Origin of the sequence: Brevibacillus panacihumi W25 (genome assembly GCF_000503775.1) — a bacterium.
GTDB classification, from domain to species: domain Bacteria; phylum Bacillota; class Bacilli; order Brevibacillales; family Brevibacillaceae; genus Brevibacillus; species Brevibacillus panacihumi_A.
Genome location: NZ_KI629785.1, coordinates 1,078,582 through 1,095,879, shown reverse-complemented (window position 1 = coordinate 1,095,879; position 17,298 = coordinate 1,078,582). Strand labels below are relative to the sequence as shown.

Annotated in this window: 17 protein-coding genes; 12 read left to right on the top strand and 5 right to left on the bottom strand. The window is 51.7% G+C overall.

Annotated elements, in window-relative coordinates; translation table 11 throughout:
- The first annotated feature begins 7 nt into the window (after nucleotides 1–7).
- From T458_RS46315 to T458_RS46300, 4 genes are all read left to right on the top strand, one after another.
- On the top strand, nucleotides 8–1,759 hold the full coding sequence (locus T458_RS46315; protein ID WP_023557915.1) for an LVIVD repeat-containing protein: 1,752 nt from the start codon (nucleotides 8–10) through the stop codon (nucleotides 1,757–1,759).
- Between the two features lie 577 nt (nucleotides 1,760–2,336).
- Complete coding sequence (locus T458_RS46310; RefSeq protein WP_023557914.1) at nucleotides 2,337–2,771, top strand: Lrp/AsnC family transcriptional regulator; 435 nt, start codon at nucleotides 2,337–2,339, stop codon at nucleotides 2,769–2,771.
- Nucleotides 2,772–2,776: 5 nt separating this feature from the next.
- Nucleotides 2,777–3,403 carry a LysE family translocator gene (locus T458_RS46305; protein ID WP_023557913.1) on the top strand — a complete coding sequence of 209 codons (627 nt, stop codon included), beginning with the start codon at nucleotides 2,777–2,779 and terminating at the stop codon, nucleotides 3,401–3,403.
- 98 nt (nucleotides 3,404–3,501) lie between these two features.
- A complete protein-coding gene (locus tag T458_RS46300; protein ID WP_023557912.1) occupies nucleotides 3,502–3,738 on the top strand; it encodes a hypothetical protein in 237 nt (78 codons plus the stop codon).
- A gap of 89 nt (nucleotides 3,739–3,827) precedes the next feature.
- Here the strand turns inward: T458_RS46300 and T458_RS46295 are convergent, their stop codons facing one another.
- A complete protein-coding gene (locus T458_RS46295) occupies nucleotides 3,828–5,240 on the bottom strand; it encodes an RsmF rRNA methyltransferase first C-terminal domain-containing protein (protein WP_023557911.1) in 1,413 nt (470 codons plus the stop codon).
- Nucleotides 5,241–5,325: 85 nt separating this feature from the next.
- On the opposite strand from T458_RS46295, the gene T458_RS46290 reads away from it, so the two are divergent.
- The 3 genes from T458_RS46290 to T458_RS46280 all read left to right on the top strand — a co-directional run bounded on the left by T458_RS46290 (nucleotide 5,326) and on the right by T458_RS46280 (nucleotide 8,174).
- Nucleotides 5,326–6,090, top strand: coding sequence for a hypothetical protein (locus T458_RS46290; protein WP_023557910.1), 765 nt, complete (start codon nucleotides 5,326–5,328; stop codon nucleotides 6,088–6,090).
- A gap of 15 nt (nucleotides 6,091–6,105) precedes the next feature.
- Nucleotides 6,106–7,056: a methyl-accepting chemotaxis protein gene (locus T458_RS46285; protein ID WP_023557909.1), complete on the top strand. Its 951-nt coding sequence runs from the start codon at nucleotides 6,106–6,108 to the stop codon at nucleotides 7,054–7,056.
- Between the two features lie 95 nt (nucleotides 7,057–7,151).
- On the top strand, nucleotides 7,152–8,174 hold the full coding sequence (locus T458_RS46280; RefSeq protein WP_023557908.1) for a C45 family autoproteolytic acyltransferase/hydrolase: 1,023 nt from the start codon (nucleotides 7,152–7,154) through the stop codon (nucleotides 8,172–8,174).
- Between the two features lies 1 nt (nucleotide 8,175).
- Here T458_RS46280 and T458_RS46275 read toward each other — a convergent pair whose 3' ends face one another.
- Entirely contained in the window at nucleotides 8,176–9,165 is a 990-nt protein-coding gene (locus T458_RS46275) for a glycerophosphodiester phosphodiesterase family protein (RefSeq protein ID WP_023557907.1), read from the bottom strand.
- Nucleotides 9,166–9,305: 140 nt separating this feature from the next.
- Here T458_RS46275 and T458_RS46270 point away from each other — a divergent pair, with 140 nt between their 5' ends.
- The gene (locus tag T458_RS46270) at nucleotides 9,306–10,727 is read left to right on the top strand and encodes a hypothetical protein (RefSeq protein WP_023557906.1); all 1,422 of its coding nucleotides are present in this window, start codon (nucleotides 9,306–9,308) and stop codon (nucleotides 10,725–10,727) included.
- A 76-nt stretch (nucleotides 10,728–10,803) separates the two neighbouring features.
- On the opposite strand, the gene T458_RS46265 is transcribed toward T458_RS46270, so the two are convergent.
- Nucleotides 10,804–11,250, bottom strand: coding sequence for an aminoacyl-tRNA deacylase (locus T458_RS46265; RefSeq protein ID WP_023557905.1), 447 nt, complete (start codon nucleotides 11,248–11,250; stop codon nucleotides 10,804–10,806).
- Between the two features lie 26 nt (nucleotides 11,251–11,276).
- Complete coding sequence (locus tag T458_RS46260) at nucleotides 11,277–11,960, bottom strand: class I SAM-dependent methyltransferase (RefSeq protein ID WP_023557904.1); 684 nt, start codon at nucleotides 11,958–11,960, stop codon at nucleotides 11,277–11,279.
- 187 nt (nucleotides 11,961–12,147) lie between these two features.
- Here T458_RS46260 and hppD point away from each other — a divergent pair, with 187 nt between their 5' ends.
- Nucleotides 12,148–13,245: a 4-hydroxyphenylpyruvate dioxygenase gene (gene hppD, locus T458_RS46255; protein ID WP_023557903.1), complete on the top strand. Its 1,098-nt coding sequence runs from the start codon at nucleotides 12,148–12,150 to the stop codon at nucleotides 13,243–13,245.
- Nucleotides 13,246–13,404: 159 nt separating this feature from the next.
- Nucleotides 13,405–14,169: a MerR family transcriptional regulator gene (locus T458_RS46250; RefSeq protein WP_023557902.1), complete on the top strand. Its 765-nt coding sequence runs from the start codon at nucleotides 13,405–13,407 to the stop codon at nucleotides 14,167–14,169.
- A gap of 63 nt (nucleotides 14,170–14,232) precedes the next feature.
- Here the strand turns inward: T458_RS46250 and T458_RS46245 are convergent, their stop codons facing one another.
- Nucleotides 14,233–15,687 carry a sigma-54 interaction domain-containing protein gene (locus tag T458_RS46245; RefSeq protein ID WP_023557901.1) on the bottom strand — a complete coding sequence of 485 codons (1,455 nt, stop codon included), beginning with the start codon at nucleotides 15,685–15,687 and terminating at the stop codon, nucleotides 14,233–14,235.
- Nucleotides 15,688–15,959: 272 nt separating this feature from the next.
- Between T458_RS46245 and T458_RS46240 the strand changes: the two genes are divergently transcribed.
- Nucleotides 15,960–16,655: a CoA transferase subunit A gene (locus T458_RS46240; protein ID WP_023557900.1), complete on the top strand. Its 696-nt coding sequence runs from the start codon at nucleotides 15,960–15,962 to the stop codon at nucleotides 16,653–16,655.
- Complete coding sequence (locus T458_RS46235; RefSeq protein ID WP_023557899.1) at nucleotides 16,625–17,287, top strand: 3-oxoacid CoA-transferase subunit B; 663 nt, start codon at nucleotides 16,625–16,627, stop codon at nucleotides 17,285–17,287. The genes T458_RS46240 and T458_RS46235 overlap by 31 nt, the downstream gene beginning before the upstream one ends.
- Nucleotides 17,288–17,298 lie beyond the last annotated feature (11 nt).

Here is a 17,298-nt window from a genome sequence, read left to right as displayed (position 1 = left end):
TGGGTCGATGAAAAAAGAGAGAAGGAAACGCCTGGCAGGGATGGCGCTGGCAACCGCGCTGGCTGTAAGTGCAGTGCTGCCGTTTTCCACCGTGAATGCCGAGGCGGCCAAGCAATCGGAGGTGTTCACAGCGCCGCGGACTGGACTTAATGCAAATGCTCCTGATGCGCCAGCCCCTTATTCAACGGAGGAACGCAAGCTTTTGCCGGGAGAGCCTACAGAGCCAGCACCCGGTACGTGGGGATACGATCGTAAATCAGGGACATTTACCCACCCGCAAGCGACGCCGGACAATGAAGGGCCGCAGCCCTTTAACGGAAGCCTGCCGTACCTGGATCAGAACCAGTACATCAAAAATATGAAAGTGGAGGGATTCTATCCGTACGTAGCAGGATGGGGCCATAGCTGGCAGGCTACCTTCGACTGGCAGGGACGGCGCTATTTGTACGACTATGAAACGACGATGTACAACGTGTTTGATATTACAGATCCGAGAAACGCGAAGCGCATCGCATACAAAAGCTTTGATACCAAAGTCGAGCACCAATTCGGACCGTTTACTGTGAAGTACAACAAGGAGCTGGGCAAAACGATTGCCGTGCAGGTCTATGAAGTGCCGCGCTATGGCGTTTTGTCCAACAAGTATACGAATCCTGAGGAAATCGAGGCGATCAAAAACCGCAAAATGCTCCGCGGCTTCCGAATCTATGAAGTGACAAGCCCGCTGTGGACAGACTGGAAGCTGCTCTCTGAGACAGCGCTCGATCCGAACGCGGATGCGACAGATGACGTCCAGCAAGGCTCCGGCGGACTGGATGTTCCCGTATACGATGGCGGCAAGTATCTATTCCTTGCAGGAGCTCCGGACGACAGCTTCTCCAACACCGAGTACAAGAGCTACCTGTATTCAGCAGGCCAGATGGCGTTTGACATTTCCGATCCAACCAAGCCGAAGCGCCTGTCTACATGGTGGGTTCCCGGGCAACGCAAAGGAGAGGAAAAGGAGTACAACAAGAATCTGCGTGCCGGCAACAAAACGAGCTGGATGGGAGCTAGGATGCCGCTGTTCATTCCGAAGCCGGTCGAAGAGGGCGGAAAATACGGATATGCGGCAATGGGCGGCTTCGGTTTCTGGATCGTGGATATTTCTGATCCGGCCAATATGAAGGCTGTATCCCATATCGACATGCCCGTCAGCGTGAGCGGAACGGAAGGGGACAACATCGATGTGACCAAGGTAGAGAAGACAGGAATGGTGTACTACAGCGGCTATCCTTTGGGAGAAGATTGTCATGAGCCGTACAAGGACATCTATGCCATCGACGTGCGCGACCCGCTCCATCCGAAAATCGCTTATGTCTTGCCAAGGCCGACTCCGCCGGAAAATGCCCCATTTACGGATTACTGCCAGCGTCGCGGCAGCTTCGGACCCAAGCGCAGCGGTTATGCGGCGATTCAGCCGGGAACACCGAATCCATTGATCATGCCGTATGCCTTCTACAATGCCGGGGTGCAAATCTTTGCTCTGAAAGACCTCAAAAAACCGACCATCGGCGCTTATTTCGTACCCAAGATGTCGGGAGAGTATTTGAGCAACGATGGCAGCGGATTTGAAACGAGTGAACACTCCAATCCTGTCCACAGCATTTTCGTGGAATGGGACCGCAATCTGGTGTGGGCCTTCTCCAACCACGGCATCTACGTGCTGTCTACGCCTTTGCTGGGGGAACCCAAGTACGGATTGCCGCAGACAAAATAACGAGAGGCTTGTGGAAATAGTTAATAAAAATTGGATCTGACAGATGTCGGGTCCTTTTTTCATACCAGATTGGATTTTATAAGTTGTGGGAAAACCTTTCGAAAATGTTCGAAGTTCAAAATGCCCCATGAGAAGCCTACAAAATGTGGGAGGACCAGGCCAAGCTGGTCGAGGAAAAAGGGGAAAACCAGCGAAGGTATTTGGAATCTTGACCCAGGCGAAACGGAAAAGGCGGAACACGCATTCAGCGGCCAACCCTGAACCGCTTCTTCGAAGTCGGCTGCTTTTGGCCGCGGTTCCGCCTTTGGAGTGTAGCCGGCCAGTGATACCCACAGCGAAGATCCAACTAACCTGGAGCGTTTTCCCCTTTTTCCGCCCAGCCGCTACAGTTGGTCAAAGGCCATGCCTCATGCTCCCTCCTTCGAGTTAAAAAATAAAAAGAACGTTACTGCTGAAAAAGATGGAGCAATACAATTTAAAGTAAATAGGAAAAATACATAATAAATTTTCGTATTAACCAAGAATTCATTTATTTATTTCATTTTCCAGTATAATGTTCCCAAAGGAGGGAAACCGTGTGGATCAGATTGACGAAAAGATCTTGGAGTTGTTGGGGGCGAACGGGCGAATGACCAGCTCAGAGATCGGAAAACACGTCCATTTATCCGTTCCCGCCGTCTCGGAGCGAATTCGCAAACTGGAAGAAGCGCAGATCATCGATAAATTTACCGTGCGTGTCAATCGGGAACAGATTGGACTTCACCTGCTCGCGTTTATCATGGTGCAGCTGGAGAAGCCAGAGCATGTGGCAGGCTTTCGGGAGATGATCGCCCAGACGCCAAGCGTACGGGAATGCCACCACATCGCAGGCTCCTATGACTATCTGCTCAAAGTCGCATTGAAAAACACCAGTGAGCTGGAGCTTCTGATCTCGGAACAGATCAAGCGGGTAGAAGGGGTAGCGAAAACCAATACCATGATCGTGCTGTCAACGATGAAAGAGGAGATGTGACCGGAATGGTCATCTGGGAAGGATTCTTGTTTGGCATGCTGCTGCAGCTCTCTGTGGGGCCGGTGTGCCTGGCGGTATGGCGGCGCTCTCTTACGCACGGCATGCGGGAAGCCATCTGGATGGTGTGGGGTGTGGCTTGCGCCGATGCGCTCTATATGCTGGCTGCTATCGGCGGTCTTACAGCACTGCTGCAGATCGATTGGGTCCAAACCCTCGTCCTGATCGCAGGAGGGGCAACGCTGATTTGGTTTGGCATGAGCAGCTTCCGCGCGAAACCGGAAGAGGAGCAGCGCAAGGAAGCGGAGCCGCCTGTCCGCGGCGAGGAGAAGGGACAGGGGAGCTTTTGGTATGGAATCGGATTGACGCTGACGAATCCGTTGACGATCATCTTTTGGGCTGGTGTGTTCGGCTCCATGATGGCTTCCCAAACCCTGTCAGATCATCTGTCACTGGCGGGCTTTGCTGTCGGATGCATCGCAGCGACTGTCTTCTTTTTGACGATGGTGGCAATGTGCGGACGCTGGCTCTCTGGCATCCTCAGACCCTCGTGGATCCGCCGATTGGATCAGTTGGTGGGCGTATTGCTGATCGGTTTTGCGCTTCTTCTTTTGCAAAAAGGACTGATTGGCTGAAAGTAGGTTTTGCTCATGCCCGAAACTGGGTACTAGTAAAGGAGAGAAAACCCTATGTGCCAGGCAAGCCTGTGTACAAGGTATGAGGAGAAACTGAGATGGAATCGTGCCTGAAATGTGGAAGTCCCATGAATGCCAAAGATTTGATCTGTTCCGTTTGCGGGCAGAATGACTACGACGAATATCAATTGATTCGAAATTACGTCAAGACCTACCCGAATTCCAATGCGATGCAGATTGCAAACGCGACGGGCATTTCGATTTCCAAGATTCTCCGCTTTATCAAATCGGGGTCATTGACGGTAGTCGATCAGGATGTCCACAGGAGATCATGACGAAGAAAGAAAAAGTCCACCTCACAGATATGATCGGATCTGCAGGACGTGGACTTTTCTAGATTTCTTGCCAGAGGCACAGGTTTGGCTTAGAGCCAGCGCAGCCCTTTGGGGTAGTGGTTCTTCAGTTGACCGTCTGCTTGCTTGCCCCAGCCGATGGAATACCCGTCTACAGTCACGAGCGTCCATCCTGGAGGACCTTCCCGAAGAAGTGCTTCGCCGCGCAAATAGCGGATGATTTCTGGATCATCAGCTTGATAGGTTGCGAGTCGAGCCACCTCTTCGGCAGACAAGGCGAGAGCAAGAGCATGTCCTGGCTCCAGTCTGTTTTTCTTGACGGTTCCCAGGTGAAGGCCTATGCGCAGGACCTTGATGCCATCCCAGTCGAGTTCGGGTGCAGGAGAGTAATAAAGCTGTTCGCCAAAGAGAAGAAAGGCGGATTCGTCGCTGTACTGGCTAGCGGCCTGCGGCATGATCTCATCTGCGAAGCTGCGCCATACGGCCAAGGCTTCTTTTTTACCGGCAGGCAGCGCTTTACCGTTGCGTTTTTCCTTTCGTTTGGGTTTGGACAGCTCTTCCGCATGCTGTTCGTCTTTTTTTAACTTGGCTAAAAAATGTCCTTCTCCCTCCAGCTTGTGCGGCCACAGTCTAGCGGTCATCTGCAAGTCTGCCAATGAAGGTTCTGCCCATTCCGGATTTCCGGGTGCAAAGCATTCGTGATGGGGCAAAGCGATGAGTGAAAACTCGGGATGTCTGGCAAGAAAGCTCGTGATGCTCTGTTCATTCTCCAATGGCGCGAAGGTGCAAGTGGAGTAGACCAAGGTGCCCCCGGGCTTGAGCATCCCTGCTGCCGCGTCGAGGATGTCGATTTGCATGCGATGGCACTCTGCGACCTTCTCCTCTGACCAGTCCGTGATGGCTTCCGGCAGCTTGCGAAACATCCCTTCTCCCGAGCAGGGGGCATCTACCAGAATGCGGTCAAAAAACTGGGGGAAGCGCTCCTGCAATCTCTCCGGCGTTTCATTGGTGACGACGGCATTGCGAACCGCGCAGCGCTCCAGATTTTCCGCCAGGATACGGGCGCGCTGCGGATGGATCTCGTTGGCGATGAGCAGTCCTTCCCCGCGCAGTGCTGCGGCGAGTTGGGTCGATTTCCCTCCCGGTGCAGCGCACAGGTCAAGAATCCGTTCGCCGGGCTGTGCTCCCAACGCCTCGGCCGGGGACATCGCGCTGGGCTCTTGCAGGTAGTAAAGCCCGCAGGCGTGATAGGGATGCTTGCCGGGACGCACTTCGTCGGGGTAGCGGAAGCCTTGCGGACACCAGGAAATCGGGTCGAGTGGAAAGGGGGAGATCTGGCGAAATGATTCCAGGGCTACCTTCAGAGTGTTGACGCGCAAACCGTGGAAAGCTTCCCCGCGATAGGAGTCGAGGAAAGCCTCGAAGTCATGCTGCAGCAACGATTGCATGCGCTGCGTAAATGCGGATGGAAGTTGTGGGGTCATGAAAGCCTCCTTGTCAAATTCTGGTCGCCGAGAAAGGAATAATGTAGAACAATGGCGAATCATAGCTTTTGAGGTGAGAAGGATTATGAAAGGGACCCGCGCGGAACGATATCGCTCCAGACGGAGAAACGACTCTGATGTCAGCCGCTTTTGGATTATGGGGTTGCTTTTCTCACTCTTGGTGCTAGCCTTCGAGTTTTTTATCGAGATCCCGGTAGAAGCTGGCTGGCTGCAAGAAATGGAGATGGCCTTGTTTTCAGCCAGTTTTACCCTGCTTGCCTTTTACCTGCTGGGTTTAACCTTTGTTTTTTCCCGTCAGGAAACGGCAGGCGCGATCAATCACCAAGTCATTATCTACGCCTGGCTTGGAGCAATCCTGTTTCATCTGTTCCTGCTAATCAGCAATCTATCCAATCAGCATGTCTACAAAGCAGGAATCATCCTATTTTTAGGTCCTTTGTTTCTCACTGTCTATCATTTTATCACGTACTTGTCAGCATTGCGCCAGCAGCGTGAGGAGGAAAAAGCGGCTTCACTGGCCTCCTTGGAACGAGCGGCCTACCAGATGATTTTGGAAGGCAGCAAGGTCTACAGCGAGATCGTCCGGTTGAAGCAAGCGTACCCTGAAGTGGAGCAAATGATCCGCGCCAACGACTTTCATGACAAGCTGGAGCGTTACGCCTGGGAGATGCAGCAGTACTTGCAGGCGAAACATTTCGAGCGCAAAGACGTGGAGATTTTAGAGGGCCATTATTATTACTTGGAAAACCTGCTACTGTTGGCGAAACAGCATCCGGGAATTATGGAATCACGCAGTTTCGCACATCGAGAAGATAAACCGATCGGATAGAGGAGAGGATTGGAGATGTTCTGGAAGAAGAGCAAAGGGAATATGGAAGCTGGTGCAGTTGCGACGGCAGAAGCGGCTGTAGAAGCGGTACAGCCAGACCAAGAGGCGTTCTTGCAGGGAGAATTGCAAACCATTTATGAACAACTGGGAGACATTTTGGCGCACAATACATCCCTTCACCAGCAGTATGGGAAAATCGAGATGCTGGGGAATCAGATGAGCCAGATTGTCGCCAACATTTCGCAGATCAATGAAAAGGATGATCAATCAGCAGGTCAGCTCCACAGCCGGGGCGAACAGCTGCAAACCATCTGCCAGCAATCGGTTGAACGCGCAGGGGAAGGCAAGAAAGCGATGAACGAGGTAGTAGAGGTCATGACGCTGCTCGACCAGCAATCGACGAATACCACCCTCTCCATGAGCAGACTGGAGGAGCGTTCGTCCGAGATCACCAGCATCGTTCAGGTCATCAGTGATATTGCCAACCAGACCAATTTGTTGGCACTCAATGCTGCGATCGAAGCCGCTCGCGCAGGAGAGCAGGGCAGAGGGTTTGCCGTGGTAGCTGACGAGGTGCGCAAGCTGGCGGAGATGACAGCGAACTCCACGAAACATATTGCCGAGCTGATTGGCAAAATTCAGGAAGAAACCAAAGACGCATTGGCCAACAGTGATCAAAATAGTCAGGCGATCAGAAACGGCCTTACGCTCAGCAAGGAAGCTTCGGATAAAATGGATGGCATTGTCCAGGCATTTGCGGATGTGCAGGCCCAAGTAACGGATGTGATCCAAATTATCCATCAACAGAAGGAGTTTGCCGATGGGGTCTCTCATGAACTGACTGCTGCGAACAGCCTGCTGGACGCATGGCGCGAAGAGAACGAACAGCTTATAAACCAATCCAATCAGGTGGAAGAGCAGATTCAGGCGAGCGCAGCGCAAGTGCAGAAGTTGTTGCAATCATAATTTTTTTCGGAAGGGACGAGAAGATGATGCTCGTCCTTTTTGACACCCTTGGTTGAGACAATTTCCCATATTTGTAATCTGGAGAGGTGATTTTCATGCAGCACTTTCAGGTAAAGGTCCTCCAGCATAGAGGATCGTCTTATGAAATCGGAAAAACGCTGGGCCAGCAGGCGAGACATAATCCGATTGTACAGACCTTTGAAAAAATAACGAGGGATCAGATCGATGTGCAAGCGATGGAATCGATCTACACTGCGTTTGCCCCGCATGTATTGGAGGAATTGAGAGGGCTTGCGGAAGGATTGGAGCTCACTTGGGGACAGGTCTGCGCGCGTTTTGGTGGTTATGACGTGCCGAAGACCGAGGCGATGGGGTGTTCCGCTATTCTGACCCGCGACTATTACGTGCGCAACTATGATTTTTCCCCAGACTTCTATGATGGATTTTTCAGCCTGCTGCAGCCGGATCAGGCATTTGCCACGGCAGGCTATAATCTGCAGCTGATCGGGAGGCATGACGGCGTCAATGAACACGGGCTGGTGATCGGCCTTCACTTTGTCAGCAATGCGGGCTATACGCGCGGAATCTCGGCATGGACAGCGGTTCGGATGGTCCTGGACACCTGCCAGAATGTGGAGGATGCGATCCAGCTGTTACAAGAGCTGCCTCATGCCGCTTGCTACAACTTCTCCATCGGGGACAAAAGCGGCGATCTAGCCGTCGTCGAGGCAAGTCCCGAGGGCATCCAGGTCAGACGAGACGCAGCGCTATTGTCCTGCGTCAATCACTTCCAAACCGATCTGCTCGCTCCGAAAAACCGTTCGATCATCGCCGGCTCTGTCAAGCGAAATGCCTATATGCAGGGGCTGCAAGACAAAGCCTATACGCAAGACGAAATGGTTCAGCTCTTCAAGGATAAAGAGTCGCCGCTCTTTTTTCGAGATTATGCCGATTTGTTCGGGACGCTGCACACGTTCTCCTACGCCTATCAAGATGCGAGGATCGTCACTGTTCTTGCACAGGGAGAGCGCTTCTTTACGCTGAATTTTGCCGATTGGGTGCGAGGCCAGGACACCCCAGTCGAATGGCTGGAAGGCAAAATAGAAGAGAACAAATAGCCTATTCCTTCCCGTACAACGGAGCGATTCGATCAATCCGGTTCGTCCAAATCAAGCCGGAAAAACCGGGCGGGAGGCGCTTCACATCCTCAGCCGTATCAAATCCGCTGGAAAAATCACTGCCGTCGCCGCCGACGAGAACCACTCGCGTGTCGGCACGATCCATCCGCTCCTGAAAGCGATGGGGAAAACCCCATAGCCAAGGGGCTATTTTTTCGGGAATATGTACCTGTGTATGGCGCAACGCATCGGGAACATATCCCGTCCAGCCGATCAATATGTAGGGAATGAGGCCGCTTTTCATCGTCGCCATGGACATCACCCTGACGGCAGGGAGCTTTTCCTTCAAGGCAGCGATCGGCTCATCTCCGCCGTAGACGGTCAGTTGCGCCAATCGTTGTTCCGGGAGTGCAGCCAAGTGCCGGGCCAGCAGCTCTCCTTCTGCGGGGTCATTGCTTTTGATGTGAATCAAAAACGATTTGTCAGGGAAACGGGCCAGGACTTCATCCATCGATGGCATCAGGCCCACTCCCTTGCCGCGGAAGGGATAGGTTTTTCCTACGTCAGAGGTGTATCCGTAGCCTACGTCCAATTGCTTCAGTTCTGCCATCGTATAATCGCTGGCTGTCCCCTGCCCGTTGGTTCGGCAATCGAGAGTCCAATCATGGAAGACGGCGAACTGCCCATCCTTGGTCGGCTTGATATCGAATTCTACGAGATCCGCGCCAGCCAGAAATGCCGCCTCCATCGACGCCAGGGTGTTTTCCAGGTAGGGATGCTCTGGTTTATGGATACGAGTAGCGGTACAGGTATCATTTTTCACGCCTTCCAAATCGAAGGTCTGGGCCAAGCCGCGATGGGCGAGCAGAAGCGGCTTTTCGTCATGCCGCTGAGCCAAATACGAGCTGTTGTTTACATAGACAAACGCGATAACTACCAAAAAAAGAACCAGCCATTTGCGCTTTCCTCGTTTTTTTCCTATCATCCGCATCTTCCTTTCCTCCCGAGTATAGTCGATCGGGTTCAAAGTGGCAAAAATAACCCAAGTGAAACATTCCTGCAAGCTGTGACGTCCCTATTAATGTCTGCTCCACGACAGGCCAACCAACTTCTTGCGAAAGGAGAAGTGACATGTCACGACGTATTTTGTTTTTGCTTGCTGTGCTTGTTGTAGCAGCTGCGGGAATTTTCACTGTAAATGTTCCAACCAATGCCAATCCGAAAAAACCGATCCAACGCGATACCTTGGATATAGATGGCAGTGCCATATTGAAAAAAAGGGAATTTGAGTTTGAGGACGGAACAACGTACTGGATGCACCAAGTGACGGCGGAGGCTGATGAAGAGCCCTATTCGATCAGGATTCCGCTGCGAGAGGAATTCGCTGCGTTTCGTTACCGGGAGCTCTCCAGCGGGGAGGACAAAAAGCCTTACTGGCGGCATCTAAATCTGCAGGAAGTGAAGACACTACCTGTTGCTCCTGGATTCATCGAGGCAGCAGGAAAGTACATATGGATCGGGGAACCGATCGTCTATAGGGAACTGGGAAATGGAACGGTCGAAGCCATGCCCGGAATGGAGATACCCATCGAAGTGGTGCAGACTTCTCGAGGCATCACCCTGGAAATCCGCTTGCCCAAGCGAGCAGGATATGTCAGTGAAATCTGGGCGATGGAGTCGAAGGAGCCGTTGATCCAATGGAGAGAGGGCTCAATGGAGCAAATCTGGCTCTCACGTGATCTCACGCAGAACGCCAAATGGCTATACAATGGCTATCATTACAAGAGCCCAAGCACCTATGAGCCGACAGCAGAAAATGGATTCTGGCGCATCCCGGATAATTACATCCTGCACTCGTTATTATTTACGGGCGGCGGCAAGGCGGCAGAGCATATGGCCTACGTCATGCTGAGAACCAGCCTGGAGCAGCAGGAGCCAGACGGGCATTGGAAAACCTTGCCGATGTCCCAATGGCTGCGTGACGATTACCAAATTCCAGCCGGCTTTTATGATACGCGGTTTAACACAGGTGCAGCCGAAAAAATGCTGGAGGGCTGCAAGAGATATGACGAGCCGGACTTTTGCGAATCTGCGCGCAAATATGCAGATTATTTTCACCAGCATGCACAAGCAAACCACTATACCGTAGAAGGCCAGACAGGCTGGCTGGTGGCAGATTACGCCTCGACGCAGCCGCATAAGGATACGCATGTCTCACTCAACCATCAGCTTGCGGAGATCAACTACCTGTACAGCTTTTATCAAGTGTTTGGCCGACCTGAAGACAAGGATTTGGCTGATATCATGCTGGCGGGAGTTGTCCAGCTCGGGAAGAAGTGGATCCTTCCGAACGGAGACCTCCACTATGCCTACTATCCGGACGGTACATTTGCCCGCCCCGACTATCCATATCTCACCTATAACGATTTGCTGGAAACGCAGCAGCTCTACAAGGAGATCTACGGTCAGGAAGAGCCTGTGATTGCGCAATTGATGGCAAGCAAGTGGGATTGGATCGTGCGCAACAATATACCGTATGTGAAGATAAAATAAGCCAAACAAGCAGGGATCGGTCATGAATCAGACCGATGCGCCTGCTTGTTTTTTTTGCATTGTTATGAGGGACTGACTACTCGAAAAAAGCCACCACGTGATTGACCCGTTCCAGATCAGCCGGCTTGATTTTAAGCGTGGAAGTTGGGCTGCCCGTCCCGCCGTAGACAAAGGGATGATGGGACAACATCCGGTCCATGATGCAAGGCAAAGAGTGGCCGACAAGCGGAACGCTGCCTACAGTGCAGCCCGTAACCTGCTTTACTTCTTCCGGGGCAGCCATCTTCAGCTTTTCGCTGTCCAGCAAACTGGAAATATCATCCATATTAATGCGACCGCGAGCTCCGGAAAGGATCAAGGCAAAAAACGCTTTTTCGGACCGAAGGACAAGAGTAGGAGCTGTCTGTCCGATTTCGATGCCCAGCAGAGCAGCCCCTTCTTTTGCAGTCCGAATCGTGGCAGTGTGCTGAATGATTTCGTATTCAACCTGGTTATCCTGCAAGATCGTCTCCAGTGGAAGCATCCCGCGATTCCTCCTGTACACCCAGACTATTTCTTTCTCAAAACAAACAGCGTCAAAAAGCTCAACGCCTCCTGCAAATCTACAGGCAGGCGGTCAGCCAGCTCGGAAGGAACTCCTTCTTTGTAGACAGGCTCTTCCTCCAGGAGCTCAAAGCCATTCTCGATTGCCAACTGCTTGGCTTCCCACGGCATCATGGTATTTTGAATGGTCGTCTCGTCATAGAGCCTGCGGTAGCTGTGTCCGCGCGGTCCGGCAGTCGGCCCCAAAATGCCTGCAACCAAGACGCCACCCGGTCGTAAAAGGCGATGCAATTCCCGGAGCGTCTTCAGTGGAGACGGGGTGAATTCGATGACGTTGATGGAGAGGATGCCGGCAAACGTCTGATCCGCGAAAGGAAGATTGCTAATGTCTCCCGTCTGGAAGCGGATTTTGAAACCCATTTTCTCAGCTCGCTGCTGGGCCAGACGAATCATTTCCCCGGCAATGTCCACGCCTTCTACCTGATAGCCATCTGTTGCCAGCCTCCAGCTCGCATAGCCGTCACCACACCCTGCGTCCAGGACGGGACCAAACATGGGCGGAACGTGACGCATGAACAGGGGAAGTATCGTCTTGCGGCTGCCCGTCTCCCACATGTCATCGCTCTTCCGGCTCCATTCTTCCGCCATATGGTCAAAGGTCTTCGCCGTTTTTTCATTCCAATCACGCATTTCGCATAAGCCCCTTTCATCCAGTCGTTTCCTTCATTGTACCAAATGCTTTAAGCAATAAAAGCGTTGTTGCGTTTTCGCGGTGGTTGGTGTTCTTGCGAAAGAAAACGCTTTCCATATATTCTCTAAGTAACGAATCAGTCATCCTGAAAATCCCAAATATGACAAGGATAATGGAGGGTTATCTATGAGCAAGGCCAACACCGATTTCTTTCCGATTCAAGACTGGGACTACCTGGAGTTTTACACCGGCAATGCAAAACAAGCGATGCATTACTTTACGAAGGCTTTCGGGTTTCAAGCAGTGGCTTACGCTGGATTAGAAACTGGTTCACGGGACAAAGTGTCGTATGTGTTGAAACAAAAACACATGACATTTGTAATTAGTGGGGCCCTGACGCCAGACCATCCCATCGCTGATTTCGTGAAAAAGCACGGTGACGGGGTAAAGGACGTGGCGCTGCGCGTGGATGACTGCGAACAGGCGTATCGAGAGGCGATTTCGCGCGGGGCTATTCCGATCATGGAGCCGACTGAATATTCGGATGAGTTCGGCACCATCAAAAAAGCGGTGATTGGCACCTATGGAGAGAATGTTCACTCCTTCATCGAACGGAAGAACTACAACGGACCATTCTTCCCCGGTTATGTCGCCTATGAATCTCCGGTGGCCAGCGAGAGCACAGGCTTGATCGGTATTGACCACATCGTCGGCAATGTTGAAGTAATGGACGAATGGGTCTCCTATTACGAAAAAGTAATGGGCTTTACGGCGGTGCAAAATTTCAGCGATGACGACATCTCCACCGAGTATTCTGCGCTGATGTCCAAAGTCATGCAGAGCGGGACAGGCAGAATCAAATTCCCGATCAACGAGCCGGCAGAAGGACGCCGCAAATCGCAAATTCAGGAATTCCTGGAGTTCTACAAAGGTCCAGGCGTCCAGCATATCGCGATCCTGACCAACGACATTATCGATACGGTCACCAAGCTGCGCGCCAACGGAGTGGATTTCCTCTCTGTACCGGATACGTACTACGAGGAGCTCAAGGACCGCGTCGGCGAGATCGACGAAGACGTAGAAACCTTGAAAAAGCTGAAGGTCCTGGTGGACAAAGACGATGAAGGCTACCTGCTGCAGCTCTTCAGCAAACCGATCGTGGACCGTCCGACACTATTTATTGAAATCATTCAGCGCAAAGGCGCGCGCGGCTTTGGCAACGGCAATTTCAAAGCCCTGTTTGAAGCGCTGGAGCGCGAGCAGGAGCTGCGCGGCAATCTGTAAATAAACTAACCCTTACCATATAGAGCAATCGAGGAGTCGCAACTCCACCTCGAATGCTCTTTTCTTTTTGAGAAAAATCTCCACCGTGGAAAAAATAAAATCGTGTTGACATTGACATTACGTCAATCTGTAAAGTGAAATTGTCGGGAGGTGAAGACAGTGGAATACACCGTGCAGAAGCTGGGACGGCTGGCGGGAATCAGTACGCGCACGCTGCGTTATTACGACCAGATCGGGATCCTGGAGCCAGCGAGAATCAACTCCTCCGGCTATCGGATCTACGGCCAGGCAGAGGTTGATAAATTGCAGCAAATCATGTTTTACCGCGAGCTCGGTCTGCCGCTGAATCAGATCAAGGAGCTGATCAACTCGCCAACCTTCGACGAGAACAAGGCGCTTAAGGAGCATTACCAACAGCTTCTGGACAGAAGGAAGCAGTTGGATGCCTTGATTGCCACCGTGGAGAAGACAATCGCTCAGAAAGAGGGGAGAACGATGATGACGGATCAAGAGAAATTTGCCGGGTTTACGCAAAAATTAGTGGAAGAAAATGAGCAGAAGTACGGAAAAGAAATACGGGAAAAGTACGGAGATGACGTCGTGGACCGATCCAATCAAAAGCTTATGGGAATGACAGCCGAGCAATATGACGAGATGAAGCGCTTGGAAAACGAGGTCCTCGCCGCGCTGGGTGCTGCCCTCCAAAAAGGAGATCCTGCTAGCGAAGAAGCACAGAAGGCAGCAGACCTGCACCGGCAATGGCTGAGCTTCACCTGGAATGAATACAGCAAGGAAGCACATGCCGGATTGGCGCAGATGTACGTGGAGGATGAACGCTTCAATGCGTATTACGACGCTGTGCAGCCAGGAGCAGCGGAATTTTTGCGAGATGCCATTGGGGTATATACAGGAATTGGAAAATAGGAGGGAAGGGAGATGAATCCGCCTCGGCGATAGGGGCGGTTCATCTCTTTTTCCTCGCCTCCACTACAGCTTGAAGAGAGGGTCGTCAAAGCTCCCATCTCCAGAATGATCAACCGCGATCCCGTATTTCTTGATGCGCCGCATGAGTAGAGATTGGGTAATGCCCAATGCAGCGGCCGTCTTGCGGGTGGTTTTATGCTGTTTCAGTGCATGTGTGATGATCTCCAGCTCGATCTTTTCCAGCCTCTCATTCAACGAAAGATGACCGCCGATTGTGAGCAGATGATCTTCATTTTCCCCCATATTGCGCAATTCCTCCGGCAAGTCGGTAATCAAGATCTCGTCCAGCTTCGAGGTGATGACGATCCGCTCTACAAGATTCTCCAACTCACGCACGTTCCCGGGCCACTCGTAGTGATGCAAGCGGTCTAGGACTTCAGCAGAGAAACGCCGCTTCTGATTATGCTTGGCATTAAATTTCTTCAAGTTGTGGTGAAGCAGCGGGAAAATATCTTCCTTTCGCTCACGGAGTGCCGGAACATTGATTGGCAGAATATTGAGACGATAGTAAAGATCATGTCGGAATTTCCCTTGACGTACCAGATCCAGCAAATTGGCGTTGGTGGCGGCAATGATCCGTATATCGGCGGTGTACGTTTTGGTTCCGCCAATCGGCATGAAGGTTTTATTTTGCAAAAGCAATAGCAATTTAGACTGAAGGTGGTAGGGAAGATCGCTGATTTCATCGAGAAACAGGGTGCCTTTGTCCGCCATTTTGACAAGCCCCAGCTTGCCTGAATGATTGGCTCCGGTAAATGCGCCTTTTTGGTAGCCAAACAGTTCAGACTCCAGCAGGGTTTCGGGGATGGCACTACAATTGACGTGGATGAATGGAGCGGCACAGCGTTCGCTAAGCTGGTGAATTTGTTCGGCGAGATAGCTTTTGCCCACCCCTGTCTCTCCGGTAATCAGGGCGGTAGTGTCTGCGACTGCTGCCTTTTTGATCAGGTCAAGCAAGGCAAGATAGGCCCGACTGTTGCCAATTACCGTCCGGGAAAGGTTCTGGTTTGCTTCCCGTTTCATGAGTTGGATTTCCTCGCTGTATCGCTTCAGAAGCGCGCTGGTCTCCTCCAATTGCGAACTGGCCCGTGCTGCCTCTGTAATGTCGCGAGAGTGGGAGACGATCAGGTCCGGGTTTCCTGACTCGTCCGGTATGATGTGGCCTGTGACGAGGAATTTGCCTTTATTGTTGACGAGTTGGATCGTCGTGGTGGTTTTTCCGCTTTCCATGACAAGTCTCGTGACGGACGGATTAAAGATCCCAAGCGCTTCCAGGTCGGCCACATTTTGTCCGATGAGCTGTGATTTGGGCAAGCCGCACAGGTTTTCACTGGCATTGTTAAGCCAGATGGTGGTTCCCTGCGCATCCGAGATGTAGATCCCGTCGGCTAAGGCATTAAAAATGTCGATGAAACGGCTGGTTTGAAACATGGCGAAAATTTCTGCATCTTTCTCCATTTTTGAAAGCCTCCAACTCATCGAGGATATGGTCCATCAAAATTGTAAACTGAATCGATTTTGAAAACAAGTGATTCGAAATCGATTCGACTGAAAAGATTGCATTATCAGAAAAGTAAAATCCCGTTTGAGTCGATTTCAACTCAATACGAAGACCACGAAAGATTTCAGGCCCGGTATAAACGTCTTTCTTTGTTGGCATAAAGCTTGCTTCTTTAAGGAAGGACGTGAGGTGCCCTTACAAACGATAACGAATGATAAGGAATGGAACCATGGTCTCAAAACTAATCTCGATAGAAGAAGCCGTAGATCAAATTCGAGACGGCATTCGTTTAATGGTCGGAGGGTTCGGAGGGATTGGTACGCCTGTCAGCCTGATTGATAGGATCCTGCAAAAAGGAATGCAAGATCTGACGCTGATTGGCAATGATGCCGGATTTGCTGATCAGGGAGTTGGCAGGCTTATTTCCCACGAGAGAGTGAAGCGGCTGCTCACGACTCACATCGGCTCCAATCCAGATGCTGGACGACAGATGATGGAAGGGAAGCTCGAGGTCTTATTTTATCCGCAGGGGATTTTGGCTGAAAAGATTAGAGCAGGCGGAGTCGGGCTTCCTGCCATTCTCGTCGAGCCGGACGTGGGAATTGGCCCAAGCCAACAGGAGCAACTCGTCAGGTACGCAGGGAAAAACTATGTCATCGAACCAGCCCTGACCGCAGATGTAGGAATCGTGTATGCCAAGCAGGCGGATACCTACGGAAATCTCATCTATGAGAAGGCAGCTCGCAATATCAATCCATTGGTTGCCATGGCTGGAAAGATCACGATCGCAGAGGTGGAGGAGATCCTGCCAGCGGGAGAGCTGAATCCAGAGCACATTGTCACTCCCGGCATTTTCGTAAACTATATCGTGCGAACAAGCGGAGGGATGGGAGAATGGGGCTTCAGATCGATCAGCGAAACATGATTGCTCGCCGGGCAGCACGCGAGATTCTTCCAGGTATGACGGTGAATTTGGGTATCGGCATCCCTGAACTGGTAGCCGACTTTCTGCCGAGTGAATGGAACGTTATGTTTCACTCGGTCAACGGAATCTTGGGAGTAGGGCCGTTCCCCGTTCAAGGCGAGGAAAACGCGCATCTCTCAAACGCAGGAGGGACGCCTGTCACGCTTCACTCCGGGGCTTCCTTCTTCGACAGCTCTATTGCGTATGGCATGGTGCGCAGCGGGAGAGTAGATGTGGCATTTTTAGGTGCTTTGCAGGTAAGTCAACGAGGGGATTTGGCGAACTGGATCGTGCCCGGCAAACGCGTCTACGGAATTGGTGGTGGACCGGAATTGGCCCGTTACGCAAAAAAGGTGATTGTACTGATGAGTCACCTCAACGAAAGGAATGAACCGAAAATCCTCAGGGAGTGCGAGTTGCCCTTGTCAGCGAAAAGCTGTGTCGACATGATCATCACCGAAAGGGCTGTAATGAAAGTGACCAAGCAAGGCTTGTGTCTGACAGAGGTCATGTACCCCTATTCTTTGGAAGAGGTCGTCACGAAAACCGGGGCGCCGCTGATGATATCAGAATATTTGCAAATGGTGGACTAGCGAATCTGCTT